General features: G+C 44.8%; 13 protein-coding genes. 12 read left to right on the top strand and 1 reads right to left on the bottom strand.

Features of this window, described 5'->3' with window-relative positions; all coding sequences use genetic code 11:
* The first annotated feature begins 37 nt into the window (after positions 1–37).
* The 5 genes from DW182_RS07435 (at position 38) to DW182_RS07455 (ending at position 4,994) form a co-directional block, all read left to right on the top strand.
* A complete protein-coding gene (locus DW182_RS07435; RefSeq protein ID WP_044532213.1) occupies positions 38–640 on the top strand; it encodes a bifunctional nuclease family protein in 603 nt (200 codons plus the stop codon).
* Positions 641–644: 4 nt separating this feature from the next.
* Positions 645–1,343 (top strand): 16S rRNA (uracil(1498)-N(3))-methyltransferase, encoded by a 699-nt coding sequence (locus DW182_RS07440; protein ID WP_118295134.1) that lies wholly within the window; start codon positions 645–647, stop codon positions 1,341–1,343.
* A gap of 24 nt (positions 1,344–1,367) precedes the next feature.
* The gene (locus DW182_RS07445) at positions 1,368–2,924 is read left to right on the top strand and encodes a DUF4836 family protein (protein ID WP_118295135.1); all 1,557 of its coding nucleotides are present in this window, start codon (positions 1,368–1,370) and stop codon (positions 2,922–2,924) included.
* 12 nt (positions 2,925–2,936) lie between these two features.
* Positions 2,937–3,581, top strand: a complete 645-nt coding sequence (locus DW182_RS07450) for an ATP-binding cassette domain-containing protein (protein ID WP_118295136.1) — start codon at positions 2,937–2,939, stop codon at positions 3,579–3,581.
* A 204-nt stretch (positions 3,582–3,785) separates the two neighbouring features.
* The gene (locus DW182_RS07455; RefSeq protein ID WP_118295137.1) at positions 3,786–4,994 is read left to right on the top strand and encodes an ABC transporter permease; all 1,209 of its coding nucleotides are present in this window, start codon (positions 3,786–3,788) and stop codon (positions 4,992–4,994) included.
* 11 nt (positions 4,995–5,005) lie between these two features.
* Here the strand turns inward: DW182_RS07455 and DW182_RS07460 are convergent, their stop codons facing one another.
* On the bottom strand, positions 5,006–9,118 hold the full coding sequence (locus DW182_RS07460) for a two-component regulator propeller domain-containing protein (RefSeq protein ID WP_118295138.1): 4,113 nt from the start codon (positions 9,116–9,118) through the stop codon (positions 5,006–5,008).
* A 465-nt stretch (positions 9,119–9,583) separates the two neighbouring features.
* On the opposite strand from DW182_RS07460, the gene DW182_RS07465 reads away from it, so the two are divergent.
* The 7 genes from DW182_RS07465 (at position 9,584) to DW182_RS07495 (ending at position 23,436) form a co-directional block, all read left to right on the top strand.
* The gene (locus DW182_RS07465) at positions 9,584–12,733 is read left to right on the top strand and encodes a TonB-dependent receptor (protein ID WP_118295139.1); all 3,150 of its coding nucleotides are present in this window, start codon (positions 9,584–9,586) and stop codon (positions 12,731–12,733) included.
* 21 nt (positions 12,734–12,754) lie between these two features.
* The gene (locus tag DW182_RS07470; RefSeq protein WP_044532334.1) at positions 12,755–14,434 is read left to right on the top strand and encodes a RagB/SusD family nutrient uptake outer membrane protein; all 1,680 of its coding nucleotides are present in this window, start codon (positions 12,755–12,757) and stop codon (positions 14,432–14,434) included.
* Between the two features lie 21 nt (positions 14,435–14,455).
* Positions 14,456–15,865 carry a glycan-binding surface protein gene (locus DW182_RS07475; protein WP_118295140.1) on the top strand — a complete coding sequence of 470 codons (1,410 nt, stop codon included), beginning with the start codon at positions 14,456–14,458 and terminating at the stop codon, positions 15,863–15,865.
* A gap of 31 nt (positions 15,866–15,896) precedes the next feature.
* Positions 15,897–18,215 carry an endo-1,4-beta-xylanase gene (locus DW182_RS07480; RefSeq protein WP_118295141.1) on the top strand — a complete coding sequence of 773 codons (2,319 nt, stop codon included), beginning with the start codon at positions 15,897–15,899 and terminating at the stop codon, positions 18,213–18,215.
* Between the two features lie 269 nt (positions 18,216–18,484).
* Positions 18,485–20,197 (top strand): DUF5597 domain-containing protein, encoded by a 1,713-nt coding sequence (locus tag DW182_RS07485; RefSeq protein WP_199678561.1) that lies wholly within the window; start codon positions 18,485–18,487, stop codon positions 20,195–20,197.
* A gap of 37 nt (positions 20,198–20,234) precedes the next feature.
* Complete coding sequence (locus DW182_RS07490) at positions 20,235–21,908, top strand: sialate O-acetylesterase (RefSeq protein ID WP_118295143.1); 1,674 nt, start codon at positions 20,235–20,237, stop codon at positions 21,906–21,908.
* 31 nt (positions 21,909–21,939) lie between these two features.
* Positions 21,940–23,436 (top strand): MFS transporter, encoded by a 1,497-nt coding sequence (locus DW182_RS07495; RefSeq protein WP_118295144.1) that lies wholly within the window; start codon positions 21,940–21,942, stop codon positions 23,434–23,436.
* Positions 23,437–23,468: the final 32 nt, after the last annotated feature.

The raw sequence follows: 23,468 nt of genomic DNA on the forward strand, positions 1-23,468 counted from the left end.
AAGTGGCTGGTAGCTACCAGCCACTCGGAAAAATATTATGGATAAAAAGAAGAAAATAGAACTAGAAGTACTAAACATTTCCAATAGTCAGGAACAAGCAGGAGCTTACGCTTTGGTATTGGGAGAAGTGGAGGGCACCCGCCAATTACCAGTTATCATTGGTGCGGCGGAAGCGCAGGCAATGCTAATCAGCCTAAAAGGGATTGTTCCGCCACGCCCCTTGACTCATAACCTTTTCGCTTCGTGCCTGGAAGTATTGGGAGTGAATATGATGCGTGCTCTTATCTACAGGGTAGACAATGGTGTATTCTATTCTTATATCTACCTGAAAGCAGACGATGCGATCATTCGTATGGACGCCCGCACATCCGATGCGGTTGCTATGGCTTTACGGATGAAAGCCCCCATCTTTATTTACGAGGAGATTCTGGAAGCGGAACAACTCAAGACCGGAAAAGAAAACGAAACTGGCAGTGTAGCTCCTATGGGCGAAAGCCCTTCCCCACATGATGATGAATTCTTACACGGAGATACGATGGAGATGCTACAAAAGGCATTGCAAGAAGCCATAGCCAACGAGAATTACGAACGAGCAGCCCACATCAGGGACGAAATTATCAAACGAAAAGAACAGCAATAGACTTATGCATGTATTCTATACACCCGACATACAAACTCGTGCCGAACTTCCTGAAGAAGAAGCCCAACACTGCATCCGCGTACTACGCCTCAATATTGGCGATCAGATTACATTGACCGACGGCAAAGGCTATTTCTATCGTGCAGAAATCAGTGCTGCTACCAACAAGCGTTGCATGGTAAACATTCTGGAGACTACTTATCAGGAACCTCTATGGAACGGACATCTGCACATTGCCATGGCCCCGACCAAGAATATGGATCGCACAGAATGGTTTGCTGAAAAAGCCACTGAAATAGGCTTCGATGAACTGACTTTCCTGAACTGCCGCTTCTCGGAACGGAAAGTTATCAAGATCGAACGTATCAGTAAAATACTGGTGTCAGCCATCAAACAATCCCTTAAAGCCCGTTTGCCACAACTGAATGAAATGACGGATTTCAACAAGTTCATCGCGCAGCCTTTCAAAGGACAGAAGTTCATAGCTCACTGTTACGAAGGAGAAAAGCCTCTGTTGAAAGATGTGTTCCGCAAAGGAGAAGATGCACTGGTATTAATCGGTCCGGAAGGAGACTTCAGTGAAGAAGAAGTGCAAAAAGCAATAGAAAACGGCTTTATTCCCATTAGTCTGGGAAAGTCGAGACTGCGTACAGAAACGGCAGCTCTGGTGGCCTGCCACATTCTGAACTTACAAAATCAATGATAATCACACTTAAATAATAGTTATATGAAGAAAAGTTTGTTTCCCCGTTTGGCGTTGATGGCTGTAGTGGTAGCTCTTGTCAGCGCATGTTCCCAGAAGAAGCAAGAGTACACCGATGTGATTCCTGCCAATGCCCATACGGTAGTCAGCATCAACCTGAAATCATTGGCTGACAAAGCAGGCCTCAATGACAAGGAGAACAAAGAAGTACAGGAAAAGCTGACGAATGCTTTGAAGAGTGGCATGAATGCTGCAACATTCCAGCAAGTGGAAATGATAATGAAAGATCCGAAGAAATCGGGAATCGATGTATCGGAACCTTTGTATATCTTCACCACGGAAACATTCCCTACTACTATCGTTGCCAAAGTCAGCAGTGAAGACGACCTGCATGCACTGCTGGAAACATTGGAGAAAGAAAAAGTCAGTCAGCCTCTGGCAAGCGGTGACGGTTTTCAGTTCACACAAATGGGAAACCAGATACTCATAGCATATACTCCTTCAGTGCTTATGCTGACCAATTATAGCGGCACTACCCAGCTTGAGAAAATCAAAGAGAATATTCCTGCTTTGCTGAAACAGACGAATGAAAACAGCATTGTTTCAACTACTGTCTTCAAAAAGATGCAGAAGATGGGAGGAGATATCAGCACTATGTTCTCTCCGGCAAGCCTGCTGGGTCCTTATGCCAATATGATCAAAGCAAGCGATATGCCCTACAACATTGACCTGAAAGATCTGAAAATGTTGGGAAGCCTTTCCTTTGATAAAGGTAAGATAAGCATGAAGTATGAGAGCTTCACAGAAAACCCGGAACTGCAAGCTTTGTTCGACAAGCAAAAGAAGGCAACCTGCCCCATAGAAAACACTTTCTTGAAATACTTCCCAAAATCCACCCTGATGTATCTCAGCATGGGTATCAATGGAGAAGAGTTCTATAACATGTTGCTGGAAAATGAGCAGTTCCAGAAGAATTTCTCCATAGCCAAGGCTAATGAAGTAAAAGAATTATTCGGCACATTCCAGAAAGATATTGCAATGGGGCTGATAAACTTCACTATGAATAACGCTCCTACTTTCCTGATGTACGCCAGCGTAAAGAGTGCTGCCCCCGTACAGTTATTGTATGAGAAGAGAAGCGAACTGGGCTTAAAAAGAGGAGACGACATCCTGAAACTGGGAGAAAACGAATATGTATATAAATCAAAGGCATTGAACCTGTTCTTCGGAGTTCGCAACAATAGTTTGTATGCTACGAATGACGAAATGTTGTACAAGGGCATAGATAAAGCTGTTAATCCATCCATTAAGGATACCGAATTTGCATCCAACATCAAAGGTAAGAACAGTGCTTTCGTCATTAATGCTGAAGCAATTCTTGCTTTGCCGATTGTGAAGATGTTATCGGAATATGGCGGCACACAATATGCGACAGCTTTTGCTTTGGTTGACAAGATAGCTTATGTAGAAGCTGTTGGCGACCCCAATAATAATGCAGATATAGTTATTCAACTGAAAGACAAAAACGTAAATGCATTGAAACAGATTGTAAACTTCATCAAAGAGTTTGCAGGCATCTAATCCCGATAAATAATGGAAACCATTCATCTGCGGCAAACACTTCCCCAAGTGTTTGCCGACCGGGATGCCATTTCATCCGACGTATGGCATCAAGACCTTGTGCTACAAAAAGGAGGGCGGTATCTGATTGAAGCTGCTTCGGGCACAGGTAAATCTTCTCTATGCAGCTATATCTACGGATATCGCCGCGACTATCAAGGTATCATTAACTTTGATGAACGAAATATCCGTTCGCTCTCCATTCATGAGTGGGTGGAATTACGAAAACATTCATTGAGCATGCTGTTTCAAGAGCTACGTATCTTCCCTGAACTGACCGCACTGGAAAATGTACAGTTGAAGAACCGGCTTACTAATTATAAGAAGAAAAAAGAAATCCTTGCTCTTTTTGAAACGCTCGGTATCACTGACAAAGTAAATGAAAAGGCTGGAAAGTTATCTTTCGGGCAACAGCAACGCGTAGCTTTTATTCGTGCTCTCTGCCAACCGTTCGATTTCATTTTTCTGGATGAACCTATCAGCCATTTGGATGATGATAACGGCACACTCATGGGACGTATACTGACCGAAGAGGCCGAACGGCAAGGTGCGGGAGTGGTTGTTACTTCCATTGGAAAACATATAGAATTAGAATATAATAAAATATTAAAACTATAAATGATAATTTAGCGGCGTGATTTCTGATAGTCGGTAGTATCTGTCATCCTGAGCGTAGTCGAAGGATCTACTCTCCCAGCATAAAGCTGGCGCTATATAAGTAGGGGAAGAGATCCTTCGACAAGCTCAGGATGACAAATAGTCCGCATTCCAATAACCTATATAGCCCCCTAAATTATCATTTAACAATAACATCAAACTTCAATGAACAGACTTGTTTGGAAACTTCTCCGCCAACACATCAGCATCGGACAACTGACCGGCTTTTTTCTCGCCAATATCTTTGGGATGTTGATTGTATTGCTGAGCGTGCAATTTTATAAAGACGTCCTTCCCGTCTTCACGCAGGGAGATAGTTTCATGAAGAAGGATTATATCATCGCTACCAAAAAGATCAGTACCCTCGGCAGCATTACCGGACAAAGCAATACTTTCTCCAAGGACGAAATTAAGGAACTGGAAGCACAACCTTTCACACGCAGTGTAGGCGCTTTTACACCTACCCTTTTCAAAGTATCAGCAGGACTGGGAATGGAGCAAGCCGGTATCCGTATCTCTACGGATATGTTTTTTGAATCTGTTCCCGATGAGTTTGTAGATGTCAGCCTGGACAAATGGCACTTTGACGAAGGTACACAAACCATACCTATTATCATTCCCCGCAACTATCTGAACCTTTATAACTTTGGTTTTGCACAGAGCCGCAACCTGCCGAAGTTGTCGGAAGGCGTAATGGGACTGATACAAATGGACATTGTGATGCGTGGCAACGGACGTGTAGAGCAATACAAAGGAAATATCGTCGGTTTCTCCAACCGCCTGAACACTATCCTTGTTCCACAATCGTTTATGGAATGGGCCAATCAAGCTTTCGCATCCGAAAAAGAAGCACAGCCTTCCCGCCTGATCGTAGAAGTAAAGAATCCTACAGACACAGCCATCACCGACTATTTTCAACAGAAGAACTATGAGACCGAAGGAGACAATCTGGATGCCGGAAAGACCACCTATTTCCTCCGCCTTATCACAGGTATTGTTTCCGGCGTGGGACTGTTCATCAGTATTCTCTCCTTCTATATCCTGATGTTAAGCGTATTCCTACTGCTTCAAAAGAATACGGCAAAGTTGGAGAACCTGTTATTAATAGGTTACAGTCCTTCTAAAGTCGCATTACCTTATCACGTATTGACCGTAGGATTGAATTTGCTGGTACTGATCCTTGCCATAGGCGGTGTGGCCTGGTTAAGATCTTACTATACAGGCGTCTTGCAAACTCTCATTCCACAATTGGAAACCGGGTCTCTCCTACCCTGTATTTTGGCTGGAAGCATCTTATTTATAGCAGTATCTGCCTTGAATATTCTTCTGATACGAAGGAAAGTACTCGCTATCTGGAAAGGAAAGGGGGATTAATTCTTCATTCATCATTCTTCATTAGCTCCCCCCTGATGTGCCAACATATACTCCTTAGGCGACATGCCATGCACTTCCTTGAAAGAACTGGAGAAATGCGACAAATTCGTGTAGCCCGTAGCATACGCTACTTCGGATACTGTCAGTTTCTTCTCTTTCAACAAGGCAGCAGCCTGCTGTAAGCGGATATTCTTAATAAAGTCGCGTGCCGAAAGATTTGTCAGTTCTTTCAGTTTCCGGTGCACATGGACACGACTTAAGCCGACATTCGCCGCCAACATCTCCACATTGAGATCCGGATTGGACAGATTCTCATTGATCACCTTCATTATCTTACTCATCAATATCTCATCTGCTGATTTCATGCTCAGCTTCTGCACCTTATCTTCCTGCTGCTGCGCACCGCTGAACTTGCTCTTCAGCAGTTTACGGTTAGCAATCAGATTGGCAATCGTACTCTTCAGAAGTTCCGTATTGAAAGGCTTCACCATATAAGCATCCGCACCGGTTGCCATACCTTCCATAGTATCCTCGGGCTTCGATTTAGCCGTTAACAAGATTACAGGCACATGATTGACATTTGTATTCTGCTTAATCTTCCGACATAATGATAATCCATCCATTTCCGGCATCATGATATCGCTGATTACCAGGTCAGGAGTATCTGCAAGAATAGTATCATAAGCCTCTCTGCCATTCTTCCGCGTCATTATCCGATAGTCCCCTTCCAATTCTTCTTTCAGATAAGAAAGGATCTCCTCCTCATCTTCCACTATCAATATGCGCATGCGATTTTTTGCCTTAGCTGCCTTCTTGCTTTCTTCGTCCTCTTCTTCTTCAAAGGCTCCCTCCAAATCTGTCTTCTCCGGTTTAACCAACATAGCATGAGGAGTAATGATTGCTTCCACATCTTCCAATTCATCCGTACGCAGATGGGCTGAACCCAAAGGAATACGAATGACAAAACGACTGCCCGGAGCATCCTCACGGTTCTCTGCCAAGATAATGCCATGATGCAGCTCCACCAACGAACGGGACAAATGCAAGCCGATACCCGTACCGAAATTCGATTTCGTCACATCATTATCTATCTGATAGAAACGCTCAAATATACGTTCTATCTTCTCCCGGTCGAGTCCGATACCACTATCCGTGACCGTTATTTCAAAGTATTCCTTCAGAGGATCGCGACGGGTGGCATCGCGCCCGGTAGAAAGCGTAACCGTAATCTCACCCTGCTCCGGTGTGTACTTGAAGGCATTGGAGAAGATATTCATCAATATCTTGTCGAAGTTATTCATATCCACCCATACCTTCAACTGCGGCATAGCGTGTTCGAAACTGAAACGTATCTTCTTCTTCTTCTGCGCCATATAGCCGAAAGTAAGCATCACATCATCAATGAAACCAACCATGTCCGTTTCCCTGAACTTCATGAACATCTGTCCCTTATCCAGTTTACGGATGTCCATCAACTGATTTATCAGACGAAGAATACGTTGTGCATTCCGGTAAATCATCAGATAAGTCTTTTGCACTTCCCCTCCCTTCTTTTCAGCCAACAACTTCTCCAGAGGATTAATGATCAGCGTCATCGGAGTACGTATTTCATGCGAGATGTTGATAAAGAACTGTAGTTTTGCCTCATTCAGTTGTTCGGCATGTTCGCGCTTCATGATTTCACGACGGTGGCGCATACGCGACAGGATATAGTTCACAATACCCAATACGAGCAAGCCGAGCAGAAAAACATAAATGCAATATGCCCACCACATTTCATACCAGGGCGGAGTTATCAGAATCTTAACCGTACGTATCTCCGAAAGATTGCCGTGGCTCAGTGCCCGCACATGGAAAGTATATTTGCCCGGCGGAAGATTATTGTAAGTCACCCTGTTCACCCCCGGCTCGGTGCTGAGCCACTGGTTACTCAGTTCTTCAATCTTGTACTGATAGGATATCTGCTCCGGATTGTTATACTGCAATGTGGAGAAGATGATACTGAACGTATTATCGTAATGAGCCAGTTGAAACATATTCGCATCCATCACAGACGTATAGATAACGGTATGTCTTCCCGAACGCGTATTTTTCCGCACAGGCTGGTTAAAGATAAAGAAGTCCGTAATCCATACCTTGGTATCTTTCAGCACACTCCCTATGGATAAAGGTTGGAAATAGGTAATACCGTTTATACCACCGAAATAAACTTTTCCTGCCTGGTCTTTATAGAATGCACCGTGCGTGAACTCATTCCCCTGCAATCCGTCGCCCGCATAATAATTGATGTAACGATTGTTTTCAATATTATACTTACAAATACCCATATAGGTACTGATCCACATATTATGTTCCTCATCCTCGCAAATTCCACAGATTACATTATTAGGCAAACCATCCGCCACCGTAAAGCAGGTCAGTTCTTCAGTCTTCTTGTTGAAGCGATAGAGTCCGTCCGTCGTACCTGCCCAAATATTTCCGGCATGGTCTTCCTGCAAGACATATCCTACCCGGTCTTCAATCAGAGTATTCACATTACGGTAGTTAATGAAGCTCTCATTCACCGGATTGAAACAACTGATACCCTTATAATGCCCCAGCCAGATCATTCCCTCACTATCACAAAAGATGTAATTCACCCAATCATTTGCCAGTTCATTCCGGGTCAGGTCGCCCGACTCATCTTTAGATGACTCATAATGCTTCAACTCCTTTGTCACCAAATTATAGCGGTAAAAACCCGAACCGAAAGTAGCGATATAAAGGTTCTTATGTCGGTCTTCCGTAATTGAGAAAATCTTCTCATTGTCAACCGGCAACGGATATTCACACTCACCGGTCCCCCGGTTTAGTTTTGCCAGTCCCCGGGTGTACGTGCCGAGCCAGAAATCTCCGTCCGTATCCTCGTACATACACATAATAGTATTAGCCATCGAACGCGGGTTATTGCCGGGCTGATAATGCCGCAGCCTCTTTCCTTCCGCATCCAGTTCAAATATTCCTTCATTGTCCGCCCCTACCCACAGGTGACGATTATTATCCTGATAGATGGACATTACACATCCTTGTCCGATGGGATTATAATAAATGGACTTATTGCCATAATACTCAAACGGATTCTCCTGCTTCGGCATCAGCACAATACCTTTCTGAAACAACCCCACCCACAGATTCTTGTCCCGGTCTTCCATGATAGCGTGTATCTTTCCTTCCGAAAAATCCAGCGGCGCGGAATTGATACTATAATCCTCTATCTTCCCGGTCATCCGGTTGTAAGTCTTCAGTCCCTGACCGTCGGTGCCTATCAACAGACGGTCGTCCACCAGCGTCAGACAATAGATGGACAGCTCCTCGCTACCCGCATAGGGTACAGGAATAAAGCAATTCTGCTCACGATCATAACGGGACAAGCCATGCTTTTGAGTGCCGATAAACAGATTTCCGTACTTATCTTCACCAATAGCCGACACATAGTTATCATTAATCACCGGATATCTGAACACACGAACTTCCTGCGTAGCGGGCAGATAGCAAATCAGCCCATGCCCTTCCGTACCAATCCAAATATTATAATCAGAATCTTCGTATAAATTCGACTGGAAGTTATAATTCACTTGCCTCATGATGGCGTCAATGGACTCCGCCTGCTGCTTCTCTTCGTCCAAGCGGAAAATGCCCTGTCCGGTAGTTACCACCCAAATCTCACCATTATGCAATTTCTGCATCTGCGTGATGTGTGGAAAAACCCGCTTGCCCGCGCGTATCATCGGAATCTCCCGGAAAGTATCCGTTTCCGAATCATACTTCATCAACCCGTCAATGCAACCTACCAGCAAATTCTGCCGACTGTCTTCAAAAAGCGTGCGCACATAATTGTTTTTGATGGAGGCGGAGTCACCGGACACATGTTTATAGTTAGAAAAGCGAAGTCCGTCGAAGCGGTTCAGTCCGTACTCAGTAGCTATCCAGATAAATCCGCGCTTATCCTGAAAGATCTGATTGACAAGACTGCTGGACAATTCGTTATTAGTAGAATAGAACTTACCGGTTTGTGCCGCCAAAGGCAGGACAATTAAACACAGCAATAAGACTATAAGGAGGACTTTATTAAGAGCTGTTTTCATGGCATTTTATACTTAAAGGCAAGCAAAGATAAGAAAAACTTTCGAAATGGGCAGGGAAGTCATTGCATATATGCTCTTTATCTCTTCCGCATATTGCAAAAAATGCCGCCTTTAGTATCACTCCTTTTATTGATGTGCATGAAAAAAATAAAGGATATAGGTGAAAGGCATATGGGATTTATCATTTAATTATTTATCTTTCGGGTACAAATTAAGCCTGAACGTAACACCAGCAAATGATTTTGTAACACAGGGAAAAGTCATGTTACATTTAAATGTAACACAGGCTACAATAAAATGCCTACTTCTTCATATTATAGAATACCTTTGTCACAAACGAAAAGGAATGTTTAATCACTTAATCTAATTGAATACAAATATGGAAACTTGAAAATGAAAAACATGTCTTCACATCTTTAATAAAGAAAGAGAATATTATTGTTATCCAACTAAATTAATTTCAGTATGAAATGCACAAATTATTGTTTTAAGCCTTTGGGGCTTCTATTCTTATTATGCCTGATACCTCTATGGGCATTTTCACAGAATATCACTGTGAAAGGTGTGGTGAAGGACGCCACAGGAGAATCGGTTATCGGTGCGAGCGTAGTGCAGAAAGGCACCAGCAACGGTATTATTACCGACATCGACGGTAACTTTACACTGAATGTTCCATCCAACAGTACCATCGTAATTTCATTTGTGGGCTACAAGACACAAGAAATTCCTGTAGCCGGGAAGACACAAATCAATGTGACGATGAAGGAAGATACTGAGATGCTGGACGAAGTCGTTGTAGTGGGTTACGGACAGATGAAACGTTCGGACCTGACGGGTTCGGTGGTATCGGTAAATGACCAGGCCATCAAGAAGTCGGTTCCGACTTCTATCGATCAGGTGTTGCAAGGCCGTGCTGCCGGTGTGCAGATTCAGGCAAACTCCGGTACACCGGGCGCATCCACCTCTATCCGTATCCGTGGTGTCAACTCCTTGAATGCCACTAACCAGCCTATCTTCGTCATTGACGGCGTAGTAGTGGATTCTGCCACAGATGATGAAAACAGTAACCCGCTATCAAGTATCAATCCCTCGGACATTGTATCTATGGACGTGTTGAAAGATGCTTCGGCAACTGCCATCTATGGTTCGCGCGCATCTAATGGTGTTATCATGATCACTACCAAACGAGGGCAGGCAGGTACAGCTACAGTTACTTATGACGGTTATGTGGGATGGCAGGAAATGCCCACGCAACTCGACATGCTGAACCTGAGTGAGTATGCAACTCATCACAATAGTCGTGCAGCATTGGGACTTGTCGATCAAAGCAGCAGCTTCGTTCGTCCCGACTTACTTGGAGAAGGAACCAACTGGCAGGATGAATTATTCCGCAAAGCATTAATGACGAGCCACAACCTTTCTGTAAGCGGTGGTAATGATAAGACAACTTATGCTTTCAGTGGCGGTTTCCTTGACCAGAACGGTATTGCACTGGGTTCCAGCTTCCGCCGTCTTTCATTGCGTGCCAATGTCGACAGCCAGATTAAATCATGGTTACGTGGTGGCATCAACTTCTCATTTGCCGAGTCTAAACAGAGTGTGGGAACTGATAACAATACCATCATAAGCGCATTACTCCAACAACCCACCGTTGCCGTTACTTCTACCGACGGAAGCTTTGATGGTCCGGAAGACGTATGGATGCCCGAAAATCCAGTAGGTTTGGCTTCTATCCGCACCAACAACAACCGTAAAATGAACTTCCGTTTTAACACGTACCTGGAAGCTACCTTATTAAAAGGACTCACTTTGAAAACGGAACTCTCAACCGACTATAATTTCAATAATTACTATTATTATCAACCCGATTATCAGTTTGGCATCAAGACCAGCGACACCCGTACTTCCAAGTGGACTAAAACAAATACCAAATACTGGTCATGGCGCAATATCCTGACTTACAATACGCAGATAGCTCAAAAGCATGCTATCAACATCATGGTCGGCCAGGAAATGTCTCATTATAATTATGAAACTCAGGTAGGAACAGCCACAGGCTTCCTTACGAATACGACTCCCGACTTGAGTGCAGGTGATGTGACCTCATCCACCACTACCGGTTCACGCTTCGTCAATTCACTGGCATCCGCTTTCGGACGTGCATTCTATTCGTACGACGAACGTTACCTTTTAACGGCTACTATCCGCCGTGACGGTTCTTCCAAATTTGCAAAAGGCAATAAATGGGGCTGGTTCCCATCTGTGGCTCTGGCATGGCGTGCTTCCCAAGAATCATTCCTGCGTAATAATGAGGTTATCAACAACCTGAAACTCCGTGCAGGTTGGGGTGCCACCGGTAACCAGAACGTCAGCGATTATGCTTATATGTCACTTCTTTCTTATAAAACCACGCCTTGGGGAACAGGAGTACTGACGGGAAATACCGCCAATCCGGATCTGACTTGGGAAACCACCTATTCTTATAATATCGGTGTCGACCTTGGCTTATTTCAGAACCGCATCGAGTTTATAGCCGATATTTACTACAAGAAAACCAAAAACCTTCTTCTCCAACTTCCATTGCCGGCTTACCTGGGATCAAGCGGTCAGGGTGCAGCATCCAATCCGTGGGGTAACGTAGGTTCATTGGAAAATAAGGGTATCGAATTAACCCTGAATACCACCAACATTACAAACAAAGATTTCCAGTGGACTTCGAATCTTGTCTTCTCACTGAACCGCAATAAGGTCGTAGAGCTTGACACAGACAATTCTTCCATTGAGAAGACTTATCAACCCGGTTCCACCAACTTCATCGTAACGAAGACCACCGTAGGACAACCTATTGGACAATTCTGGGGATACAAAGTAATCGGCCGCTTCAACGAACCTACTGATTTCTATTACAAAGACGATCAAGGCAACGTGAAGCAAGTGGCAATACCCGAAGGTAATACCATTGCTAAGAACAGCACTTGGGTTGGCGACTATATCTTCGAAGACAGAAACGGTGACGGCAAAATCAACAACGAAGACTGTACCTTCATCGGCAATCCCGAACCTAAGTTCACTTATGGTATCGGTAATACGTTCTCTTATAAAGGCTTCGACCTGACGGTATTCTTCTCCGGTTCTTACGGAAACAAGGCTCTAAACCTGACCCGTTACCGCATTGAAGATCCTCGTTCCAATGCCAATATCCTAAGATCATCATTAAACTATGCCGTTGTCGATTTAATCGATCCCAATGGTCCGTCCGATGATTACCGTAACCTGCATGTAGTGGGAGGCTCTGCCATACTGCCAGCCCTGCAAGCATCCGATGCCAACAATAACTACTCACGCATAAGTGACCTGCTGATAGAAGATGCCTCTTACATCCGTTTGCAGAATATCTCTATCGGCTATACCTTCCCAAAAAAGTGGATAAACAAAGCGCACCTCAACAATGTGAGAATCTATGCCAATATACAGAACGTATATACCTGGAGTAAATACAAAGGCATGGACCCTGAAGTAGGCGCCATGTATGGTGACGCATTGATGACCGGCGTAGATTACGGACGTTATCCTTCGCCCCGCATCTACACATTCGGATTAAATGTATCCTTCTAATCTTTTAAAATGAACTATACAATGAAAAATAAGATATTGATCATAGCAGCAATGGCAGGCACACTGGTTCTCGGTTCTTGTGATGATTTCCTGGAACAAACCAATACCACAAACGCCAACCAAGAGACTTTCTTTGACAGCGATAAAGCCGTTGAAGCAGCTACTGCCCCACTTTACAACTATGTGTGGAACAGTTTCAATGACAAATTCTATTATGGAATGGGAGACGGACGCGCCAACAACATCACAGCCCGTTGGTCACCTTATATCTATCCTTATACCAATTTCACTGAAACAGCACTGAGCGAAGGCCTTGAAGAAGCATGGGGATCGTTATACTCGGTAGTGGCCCAATCCAACTATGCCATTAATAATATCAAGGATTACTCCGGTCCTAAAGTAACCGAAGCCGCCAAAAGACAGGCTTACGGCGAAGCCCGCTTTATGCGCGGACTTGCCTATTGGTACATCGGTTCTCTGTGGGGCAAGGGAATCATCTACGAGAATACAGCTGAAAAGGTGAACAACTCAGTCGCTCCCGCGCATCGTGGCGTAGATGTGATTGAATTCGCAATCCGCGACCTTGAATACGCAGCAGCCAACCTTTCTACTACCGCAGGTGATAAAGGACGTGTCACCAAGCATAGTGCTTACGGCATATTGTCACGCCTCTATCTCTCTATGGCAGGACTGACTACCGACGGACAGTATAACGGAAGCAACATTGCCACCGACTTTAACCGCGGCACCCGCAATACCTATTATCTGGATCTTGCCCGCCAAGCCGCACTAAAGGCTATCGAAGGTCCCTACTCTTTGCTGGACAATTATGGAGATCTTTTTGCTTACCAGACAGCCAACAACAACAGCGAGTCTCTGTTCCAGTTGCAATGGCTCACCGGTAGTACCGATGCCATAGGCTGGGGATGCAACAACGCCATGCAGGCATTCTTTGCCTGGTCTACAATGGTGGGGGAAACCAACTGGGGTAATGCCACTTACGCATCTTACGACCTTGTACGCGAGTATGATCCGCAAGACCGCATCCGTCGCCATAATACAATCTGTACCGTAGGTGAATACTATTCAGAGCTTAACTCCAAGAATGGCGGTTATACTTATAATGTAACTGAATCAGGATATGACAATAAATGTAACATCAAGAAGCATGTGATCGGTAAAATCGACGACAACGGACAAAGTTATCAGCAAAGCAGCGGTGTAAATACGTACATGATGCGCCTTGCCGAAGTTTACCTGAATCTTGCCGAAGCAATCCTCGGAAACAATGCCAGTACAACTGACGAGACTGCTCTCGATTATTTCAATAAAGTGCGTATACGTGCCGGAATGCCGGAATTGAAATCTATTACTTACGAGAACCTGCGGTATGAACGCCGCATAGAGTTTGCCCTTGAAGGACTGTATTGGTACGACTTGTTACGCCGTTCTTACTACCAACAACAGGAAGTAGTGAACTATCTCAATAATCAGGAGCGCAATGCCGGTTATGAATGGGATGAATCCGAAGCATGCCAGTATGCCAAGAGCAGCGACGGAACCGGCGTGGCTACCGCCACTGTAAACAACCTTACGTTACCGATCTCCGATGTTGACCGTGGACGTAACCCAGAATTGAACAATGCCCCTGTGGCCTACGAATTCGGTGAACGCGAAGTTACTGTTACTGATTTGTTTTAAAATTAACAAAGGAAAGAAGATATGAAAAGTTTAAAATATACCTGGCTACTATGCCTGGCATTTCTGTCGGCAGGTTTCATCTCATGCAACGATGATGATGAATACTTTGATGACAAGTATCAAGACGTCAAGATAGTTATTGACCAGATCTATCTGGAAGATTATGAATCTTCCGTACCCGACCGGCCGGTTACTTTTGCACGCCTCGGTCAACTGATCCGTGTGGAAGGTAGTGGATTATATGGCATGAAGAAAGTCTATATCAATGGATATGAAACTTATTTCAACCGTGCCTATGTGACGGATAAGTCCATGCTCATCCAGATAAACAGCAATACTCCTGTTGTAGATGCCGAGCCCGAAGACCGCGATGTTATTCTGTTTGTGAAAGATAAGACCCAAACAACTTATGATTTCATAATACGCGCAGCATCTCCTACTGTTACCAGCATAAGCAACACATTGCCCAAAGCTAAAGAAACAGTCACCGTTTATGGTACAGGTCTTGACGAAACCACTAAAGTTACCCTTCCCGGAGGCATAGAAGTCACCGACATCACCAACTCTGAAGATGGCGACTGGTATTCATTTACAATGCCGAGTGGTGTTACAGAAGGTGGTTATATTCTCTCAGAAGGAGCCAACGGACAAGCACAATCTCCGTCTTATTTCAATTATAGTTCCTGCATGATTCTGGATTTCGACGGAAACGGAACGCAAGGTTCCTGGAGTTGGAGCGAAACGGGTTCTATGACTAATACAGACGACCTGGCAGATGATCCCGCCGGTTCCGGACGCGGCAAGTGCCTTCCGATTGTTCCAAAGCGTCTGCTCACTGCCGGTATCAGTTCAGGAAAGCCGCGTGCATCCGAATGCTGGACTGCCGGTAATGATGACGAACTGGATGACTGGACCCGCATGACTAAATATATCCCCGCTACTACTCCGCTCACGGAAGTGGCATTGCAGTTCGACATTTACGTTGCAAACCCATGGTCGGGTACAGGACATATTCAGATCTGTTTAATCAATAACTTCAACTATGCAGGCATAGGTTCTGATGACGATGGCGCTAATAATGTGGTAGCTTTCTATGTGCCCTGGATCACCAGCGAAGGTATTGTCCCCTTCTCTACCAAAGGCTGGCAAACGGTTACTATTCCTTTCAGCCAATTCAATAAATACGCAACTCTCATCGCGGATAAAGAAGCGACTCAGCCTACATTCCAGACTGTAATCGACGACCGTAACGCCGCTACTTACCGCAATTTCGGTATGGGATTTGTGAATACGGACTTCTCTTATCTGGATGTAGAGGTTACTTCAACCCCATTCACCGGACCGGAAATCTACATTGACAACTGGCGCGTAGTGCCTTGCAAAAGTGTAGTAATCTCTGATTATCCAGAAGATGAAGAGACCGCAGAATAAACATAGTAAGAACATTTAAAGAATACAGAAAATGAAACTAAATAGAATCATTCTTCCGATAATGGCCTGTACACTGACTCTTGGCAGTTGCGACGACCAGATAATGGAGTGGAAGGAGTCTGATAAAAGCATCACGATTTCAGATATTCCCCTCGCACTGAAGGAAAAATTAGCGAACTATGATTATATAAAAGCGTATGCACAGCAATATACGCCGAATATGATCATCGGTCTGGGATTGGGCGCCGACCAATATATCAGCGACGCACAATACAAACAAGTAGCTGACGAGAACTTCCAGATGTTTACGACCGGCAATGCAATGAAACACCAGGCTGTAGTGAAGTCTGACGGTAGCCTTGACTTCACTACTATAGATGCATTTCTGCAAGCTGTACCCACCGATATAAAAATCTATGGACATAACTTCCTATGGCATACCCAGCAGAATCAGAATTATCTGAAGTCGCTCATTGCTCCCACCATGAAGGTGGAAAGCAGCGGAGGTGTCGCCAACATACTCAGCGGTGACGCAACGGACTTTAACGGCGGAACTACCGGAGGCTGGGGAAGCTGGGGAAGCAATAAAGACAGCCAAACCGTTGAAGCAGGTGCGGGTTCGGACGGCACCGCCTGCATGGTATTGAAAAACAAAGGAGACGGAAATGCCTGGGAAGCGCAATGTGCCTATACTTTCGATGATTTTCTGCAAGCCGGTAAAACATATATGATTAAATTCAAGGCTAAATCCACTTCAGGTGCCGGACATCTACAATTCCAATACCAGAACGGAACAACTTACGGTAGCCAAGGCGGATACAACGATTTTAATATCGGTACCGACTGGAATGACTTTGAATATGAATTCACCACTGATCTTGAAGATGTAAACCGCATCATATTAAACTTCGGAAAGGTAGGTGCTACATATTACATCGATGATATTCAGTTCGGTCTTAAAGTAGAAGACCCGATGACCAATGTCCTGTCCGGTGACAACAGTGACTTTGAAGGTGGTACAAAAGGTAGTTGGGGTAGCTGGGGAAACGGTTCGACCACCTCGGTATCGGCAAGCGGAGAAGGCTACAACAGCGACTATTGCGTTGTGTTAACCAACCCCGCAGACGGAAGTGACTACTATGTGGCCCAGTTTGCCTATACTTTCGATGATCCATTGAAAGTAGGTGAAACCTATGTCATCCAGTTCTATGCCAAAACATCTCTGGAAGGAGCCGGTGTGCAGTTTGCTACTCAAAACAGCAATGACTATTCCGGTGAAGGATATCATAATATCCCTTTAAGCAACGAATGGGTACTATGTGAGCACGAATATACATGCTCCAAAGAAGGCATAAACCGTATCCTTATAAACTTTGGCAAGGATGCAGCCATTTTCTACTTAGACAATATTAAATTTGGTGTAAAGAAAACAACTACACGTGCCCTAACCCGTGGAACTTCCATCACTTATATTCCTAAATCAGCAGAAGAAAAGAAAGCTGCTTTGCTCTCTGCTATGGAAGCTTGGATTAAGGATATGGCTCAACATCCCGGAATGGAACGCGTCACCGAATGGGATGTTATCAACGAACCTATCGGAGATAACAGCAAATGGCGTGGATTCGATAATACCTTCATGGATGGAGATACCGCACCTGTAGAAAATGAAGAAAGTGGTTTAACCCTGAATTGGAGTAATGAAGCCGGTAACGGACATTTCTACTGGGGTTACTACATTGGCAAAGAGTATGCAGCAAAAGCATTTGAATATGCCCGCAAGTACTGTACTACAGGAACCAGGCTGTATGTAAACGATTACAATCTGGAAAGCAACCCCAGCAAGCTGGCGGCTTTAGTTGAATTCGTGAAATACATCGATGAAAACAATGCCACAGGACAACCTATCGTAGACGGCATCGGTACCCAGATGCACGTATCAACCAGCATCACAAGAGACCAGATAGACGCTATGTTTCAGACTATGGCAACAACCGGCAAGTTAATCCGCGTAACGGAACTGGACGTACAAGTAGGCACCGCCACTCCTGACGCCAGCCAATTGGCCACACAGGCTGACGTTTATCAAATGATCTTTGAATCTTACAAGGAGAACATCCCAACAGCTCAGCAATCAGGCATCACTATCTGGACGCTAACCGACAGTAAGAAAGAACATGAATATTGGTTATCAGACGATGCACCCAATCTCTTCGATGCAAACTATGGTCGCAAACATGCCTATAAAGGTGTATGCGATGGTATTGCCGGAAAAGATATCAGTGAAGATTTCAGCGGTGACGACTGGAAGAATGCATATGAAACAGAAGGAGAAGAAAATCCGGCTGAATAAAGTGTGAAGACAGGAAATCCGGTAAGGCTCCGGCCTTACCGGATTCCATTCATCAAACCATTTACCAAACTATTCCCGAATACGGTAAAAACACCTATTTTACCCCTTGAAATAGGGAAATGTACGATAAACAAAAAATTATGTAACATCATTGAGGAATGATGTAACCGAAATGAAGTTTTTTGCAACACTGCGAAAAGCTTTCTAAATTATAGCTCACTATCTTTGTTGCAATGGAAAACATCTCAAATCAATACCAGAGACAAACGATGAAGAATTGGATTTTAACTTTAGTTTTGAGTGTGATGACAGTTGGGTATGTAAATGCTCAAAAAAGTACATTACAAAAACAAGGTACCGCTACTCAATTAGTAGTAGACGGTAAACCATTTCTTGTTTTAGGCGGTGAATTAGGAAATTCATCGGCAGCATGCACAGAAGATATCGAAAGTATCTTCCCGAAGCTGCAACGAATGGGACTGAATACAGTACTCGTTCCCGCATACTGGGATTTGATAGAACCGCAAGAAGGACAATTCGACTTCACCCTCACAGATAAAGTTATCCGTCAAGCCCGGCAGAACGATCTGAAAGTTATCTTTCTTTGGTTCGGTGCTTGGAAAAACTCCATGAGTTGTTATGCTCCCTTCTGGTTCAAAGAAAACTATAAGAAATATCCGCGTGCTTATACACAAAAAGGAAAACCACTCGAAATAGCCAGCGCATTCTCTGAAAATGTATTCCAAGCCGACAACCATGCTTTTTCCAAGTGGTTGGAACACGTCGCAGCCATTGATAAAGAGGAAGGTACCGTCATCATGATACAGATAGAAAATGAGATAGGTATGCTGGAAGATGCAAGAGACTATTCTAAAGAAGCCAACGCACTGTTCAATGCATCGGTGCCTGCGGAATTAATGAGCTACTTGCAGAAAAATAAGAAAACACTCCATCCCCGGATGCTTGAAAAATGGGAAAGCCAAGGTAGCAAGAAGCAAGGTACCTGGCAAGAAGTATTCGGAGCCGATATCTACACCGATGAATTATTTATGGCCTGGCACTACGCCCGCTATGTGGAAAGAATGGCACAAAGCGCCCGGTCCATCTACAATATTCCACTATATGTGAACGCTGCCATGAACAGCCGTAACCGGAAGCCGGGAGAATATCCTTCTGCCGGTCCGCTGGCACACCTTATTGATATATGGCATTGCGGAGCGCCCAGCATCGACCTTCTTGCTCCCGACCTGTACGACAATGGCTTTACAGACTGGGTAGCCCAATATAAATTGCACAACAACCCGCTGTTTATCCCCGAAATCAAACTAACAGACAATAATGGCGTAAGAGCTTTCTACATCTTTGGTGAACATGATGCCATCGGTATCAGTCCGTTCTCTATCGAAGGTGGTTCCAACTCTCCTAACTCTCCGTTGGTAAAAAGCTATCGTACGCTAAAGGAGTTCATGCCGCTGCTGGCTAAGCATCAAGGTAAAGGGACAATGAAAGGATTACTTTTCGATCAGGAAAATAAGGAACGTATCATTTATCAGGATGATCTGAAGATAACTTGCCGCCATTTCTTTACCCTTCCATGGGATGCGCGCGCCACCGATGGCAGTGTATGGCCCGAAGGCGGAGGTATATTACTGAAACTGGCACCTAACGAATATATAGTAGCTGGTAGTGGCATCGTTATCGAGTTTGAAAAAGCTACAGAAAATCAAATTAAATCCCAGGCATTGGGCGAAGACGGATTTGCTCAGGCAGGAGGAAAGGGTGATAAAGTGATAAGTGATAAGGTGATGTGGAAAGGAGCACGTTGTGGCATCGGTTCCGTAGATGAAGTGAAGGTGGACGAGGACGGTACGTTCTCTTATATCCGCCGTCTGAATGGTGATCAGGATCACCAAGGGCGACATGTACGCATCTCAGTGGGAGAATTCCAGATACTTCATGTGAAATTGTACGAGTATAAGTAGGTAGTAATTAAGTTGTGGGTAAAAGATAAAATTAGATATGAATAAGGTTAGGTTTAATAAAGTTAGGTTGAGTCTGGCAGTGCTGCTTTGCCTTTGCGCTACTTCCATGGTGGACGCAAAGGTAAAGTTGCCTGCTTTGATTTCTGACGGAATGGTATTGCAACGCGAGCAACCCATCAAAGTATGGGGCACGGCAGATGCCGGAGAAAATGTACAGGTGAAGTTCCTAAAGAATGCCACCCCTACAGGTGTAAAAGGTGGTAAACTGAAAGTAGCTTACACGGTTACAGCAGATGCAAACGGTAGGTGGACCCTCACCCTGCCTGCAATGAAACCGGGCGGACCTTACATTCTGCAAGTTAATGACATCGAACTGAAAGATATTCTGGTAGGAGATGTATGGTTGTGCTCCGGCCAATCCAATATGGAACTACCTGTCAGCCGGGTAACAGATATGTTCCGTGATGAAATTGCCGCTTATGAGAACACAAATATACGGCAGTTGAAAGTACCTAATATCTTCAACTTCCATGCACCGCAAGCGGACTTGCCGGATTACGTTGCCTGGAAACCGCTGACGCAGGAAAACGTAATGAACTTTTCCGCCTTGGCCTACTTCTTTGCCAAAGCCATGTATGAAAAGAACAGTATACCCATCGGACTGATAAACTCCAGTTGGGGGGGGACTCCCGTTGAGGCATGGATAAGCGAAGAAGGACTGAAAGAATTTCCAAAGTATATTAATGAGAAACGGCAATATGAAGATGATGCGTATCTGAAAAGCATTAAGCAGACAGAAGGTTTGAACTTCTATCGCTGGAACACTTCCCTATACCGGGGAGATGCAGGGCTGCACGAAACAACACCTTGGTATGCCGCCAACTACAACGATAAGGACTGGCAGACCGTCGATTTATTCTCCACCGACTGGGGAAGCAACGGTTTGAATCCGATAAACGGTTCGCACTGGTTCCGCAAGAAAGTGGAAGTACCGCAGGAGTGGAACGGAAAAGAAGCGACCTTGCGCTTAGGTTGCATTGTAGATGCAGACTCGGTCTATGTGAACGGTACATTCGTAGGTACTGTTTCCTACCAGTATCCTCCACGCATCTATACCATTCCGGCAGGTGTACTGAAAGCGGGAAAAAACACAGTAACTATACGGCTCATCAGCAATAACGGTTATCCGCACTTTGTAAAAGAGAAGCCTTATAAGATTATTTGCGGAAATGAAGAAGTAAGCCTGCAAGGAGAATGGAAATACAGATTAGGTGCTTCCATGCCTCCGGCTCCGGGAATGATGTTCTTCTGTTACAAACCGGTATGCCTGTACAATGCCATGATTGCCCCGTTACAAAACTATGGCATCCGTGGTGTCCTCTGGTATCAGGGAGAGTCCAATGTGGACCGCCGCAATGAATACGCCGCACTGTTGACAGCTATGATTGCTGATTGGCGCAGCACATTCGACAAGCCGGAATTACCTTTCTACATTGTAGAATTGGCGGACTTCCTGTCCAAAGACGACATCGGCGGTAGGCAAGCATGGGCTGAGATGCGCAAGGAACAAGCCAAAGTAGCCGAAACCAACCGGAATACTCGTCTCATCCGCAACAGCGACCTAGGCGAATGGAACGATATACATCCATTGGATAAGAAAACCCTGGGACAACGTGCGGCAGAAAGTGCGTTGGAGACAGATAACAAATGACAGATAACTAATAACTGAATAATACAGCACTATGAACGCACTAAGTCAAAAAGTGTCTATGGCCGAGAAAATCGGCTATAGTTTAGGAGATTGCTCTGCGAACCTCGTGTTCCAGATGATGATGATTTACCAAACCAAGTTTTATACCGATGTCTTCGGTCTGGAAGGCGCCATTGCCGGATCAGTGATGCTGATTGCCCGCATTGTGGACGCTTTTGTAGACCCTACCGTAGGTATATTGTCCGACCGTACACAAACCAAATGGGGCAAATACCGCCCATGGGTACTTTGGACCGCATTGCCGTTCATGATGTTCTATGTGCTGGCATTCTACAACCCCGGCATTGAGGATAAAGGTTTGGTAGCAGTATACGCTACAATCTCTTATACCTTGTTGATGACGCTTTACTCGTTCAACAATACCCCGTATGCATCGTTGGGTGGTGTAATGTCAAGTGACATCAAGGAACGTACGAGTATTACGTCTATCCGGTTCGTAGCCGCTACTATTGCGCAGTTTGTGGTACAAGGCTTGACGCTCCCGCTGGTAAGCAAGTTTGCTGGTGAAAGCGGTGATAAGGGGCACGGTTGGCTGTGCACTATTTCCTTATTTGCAGTCATCGGTTTCGTGTTCCTGGTTATTACCTTCTTCTCCAGCCGCGAACGTATCACACCGCCGGCAAATCAGAAAACTGATACCCGGAAAGACATCAAGGATGTATTCAAGAATATTCCTTGGCGGGCCATGTTCATCCTGACACTCTTCCTTTTCACTACCCTCGCCATGTGGGGAAGCGCTATGAACTACTACTTTGAAAATTATGTGGATTCGGGCGCACTGTTTGCCTTCCTCGATAAACTGGGATTAGTGGCTACACAAGCCAGTGACTCAGTGGGTTATACGATACTGAATGCTTTCGGCCTTATTGTCAGCAGTCCTGAAAAGGCTTATGAAGTGGGCTTTGGTGTGTTCAACATGCTGGGAGCAGTGGTACAGTTCTTCGGCGTTATCTTCCTGTCCGGTTTCCTGGCCAACCGTTTCGGAAAGAAGTCGGTGTTTATTGTTTGTCTGGCGCTGACGGCACTGTTTACCGCCTTCTTCTATTTCCCGAATGAAACGGATGTAGAAACAATGTTCGTCCTGAACTTCCTCAAGAGTTTGGCATACGCTCCCACCGTTCCATTGCTTTGGGCTATGATTGCCGACGTAGCGGATCATTCGGAATATGTCAATCACCGCCGTGCAACGGGTTTCGTGTTTGCAGGTGTGGTGTTTGCACTGAAAGCCGGATTGGGTATCGGTGGCGCAATTTTGGGTTTCCTGCTCTCCGGTTTCGGTTATATATCAGGCGCAGGGATTGCACAAAGCGAATCGGCTATTCATGGTATCGTGCTTTCATCCAGTATTATTCCGGCAATTACGTTCCTTATCGGTGTTATAGCACTGTACTTCTACCCTATTACAAAGAAGTATAATGAAAAGATGCAGGCCGAGTTGACGGAACGCAGAAGTAAAGAAGATTATTAATCATAACCCATTGGCGGAATTAGATACCGTTC

It is taken from the genome of Bacteroides sp. AM16-24 (assembly GCF_003471885.1).
In the GTDB taxonomy this organism is placed as follows: domain Bacteria; phylum Bacteroidota; class Bacteroidia; order Bacteroidales; family Bacteroidaceae; genus Bacteroides.

Bases quoted from the DNA above. Each gene is read 5' to 3' on its own strand.
- DW182_RS07435 (WP_044532213.1), top strand. From the start codon at position 38: ATGGATAAAAAGAAGAAAATAGAACTAGAAGTACTAAACATTTCCAAT.
- DW182_RS07440 (WP_118295134.1), top strand. From the start codon at position 645: ATGCATGTATTCTATACACCCGACATACAAACTCGTGCCGAACTTCCT.
- DW182_RS07445 (WP_118295135.1), top strand. From the start codon at position 1,368: ATGAAGAAAAGTTTGTTTCCCCGTTTGGCGTTGATGGCTGTAGTGGTA.
- DW182_RS07450 (WP_118295136.1), top strand. From the start codon at position 2,937: ATGGAAACCATTCATCTGCGGCAAACACTTCCCCAAGTGTTTGCCGAC.
- DW182_RS07455 (WP_118295137.1), top strand. From the start codon at position 3,786: ATGAACAGACTTGTTTGGAAACTTCTCCGCCAACACATCAGCATCGGA.
- DW182_RS07460 (WP_118295138.1), bottom strand. From the start codon at position 9,118: ATGAAAACAGCTCTTAATAAAGTCCTCCTTATAGTCTTATTGCTGTGT.
- DW182_RS07465 (WP_118295139.1), top strand. From the start codon at position 9,584: ATGAAATGCACAAATTATTGTTTTAAGCCTTTGGGGCTTCTATTCTTA.
- DW182_RS07470 (WP_044532334.1), top strand. From the start codon at position 12,755: ATGAAAAATAAGATATTGATCATAGCAGCAATGGCAGGCACACTGGTT.
- DW182_RS07475 (WP_118295140.1), top strand. From the start codon at position 14,456: ATGAAAAGTTTAAAATATACCTGGCTACTATGCCTGGCATTTCTGTCG.
- DW182_RS07480 (WP_118295141.1), top strand. From the start codon at position 15,897: ATGAAACTAAATAGAATCATTCTTCCGATAATGGCCTGTACACTGACT.
- DW182_RS07485 (WP_199678561.1), top strand. From the start codon at position 18,485: ATGAAGAATTGGATTTTAACTTTAGTTTTGAGTGTGATGACAGTTGGG.
- DW182_RS07490 (WP_118295143.1), top strand. From the start codon at position 20,235: ATGAATAAGGTTAGGTTTAATAAAGTTAGGTTGAGTCTGGCAGTGCTG.
- DW182_RS07495 (WP_118295144.1), top strand. From the start codon at position 21,940: ATGAACGCACTAAGTCAAAAAGTGTCTATGGCCGAGAAAATCGGCTAT.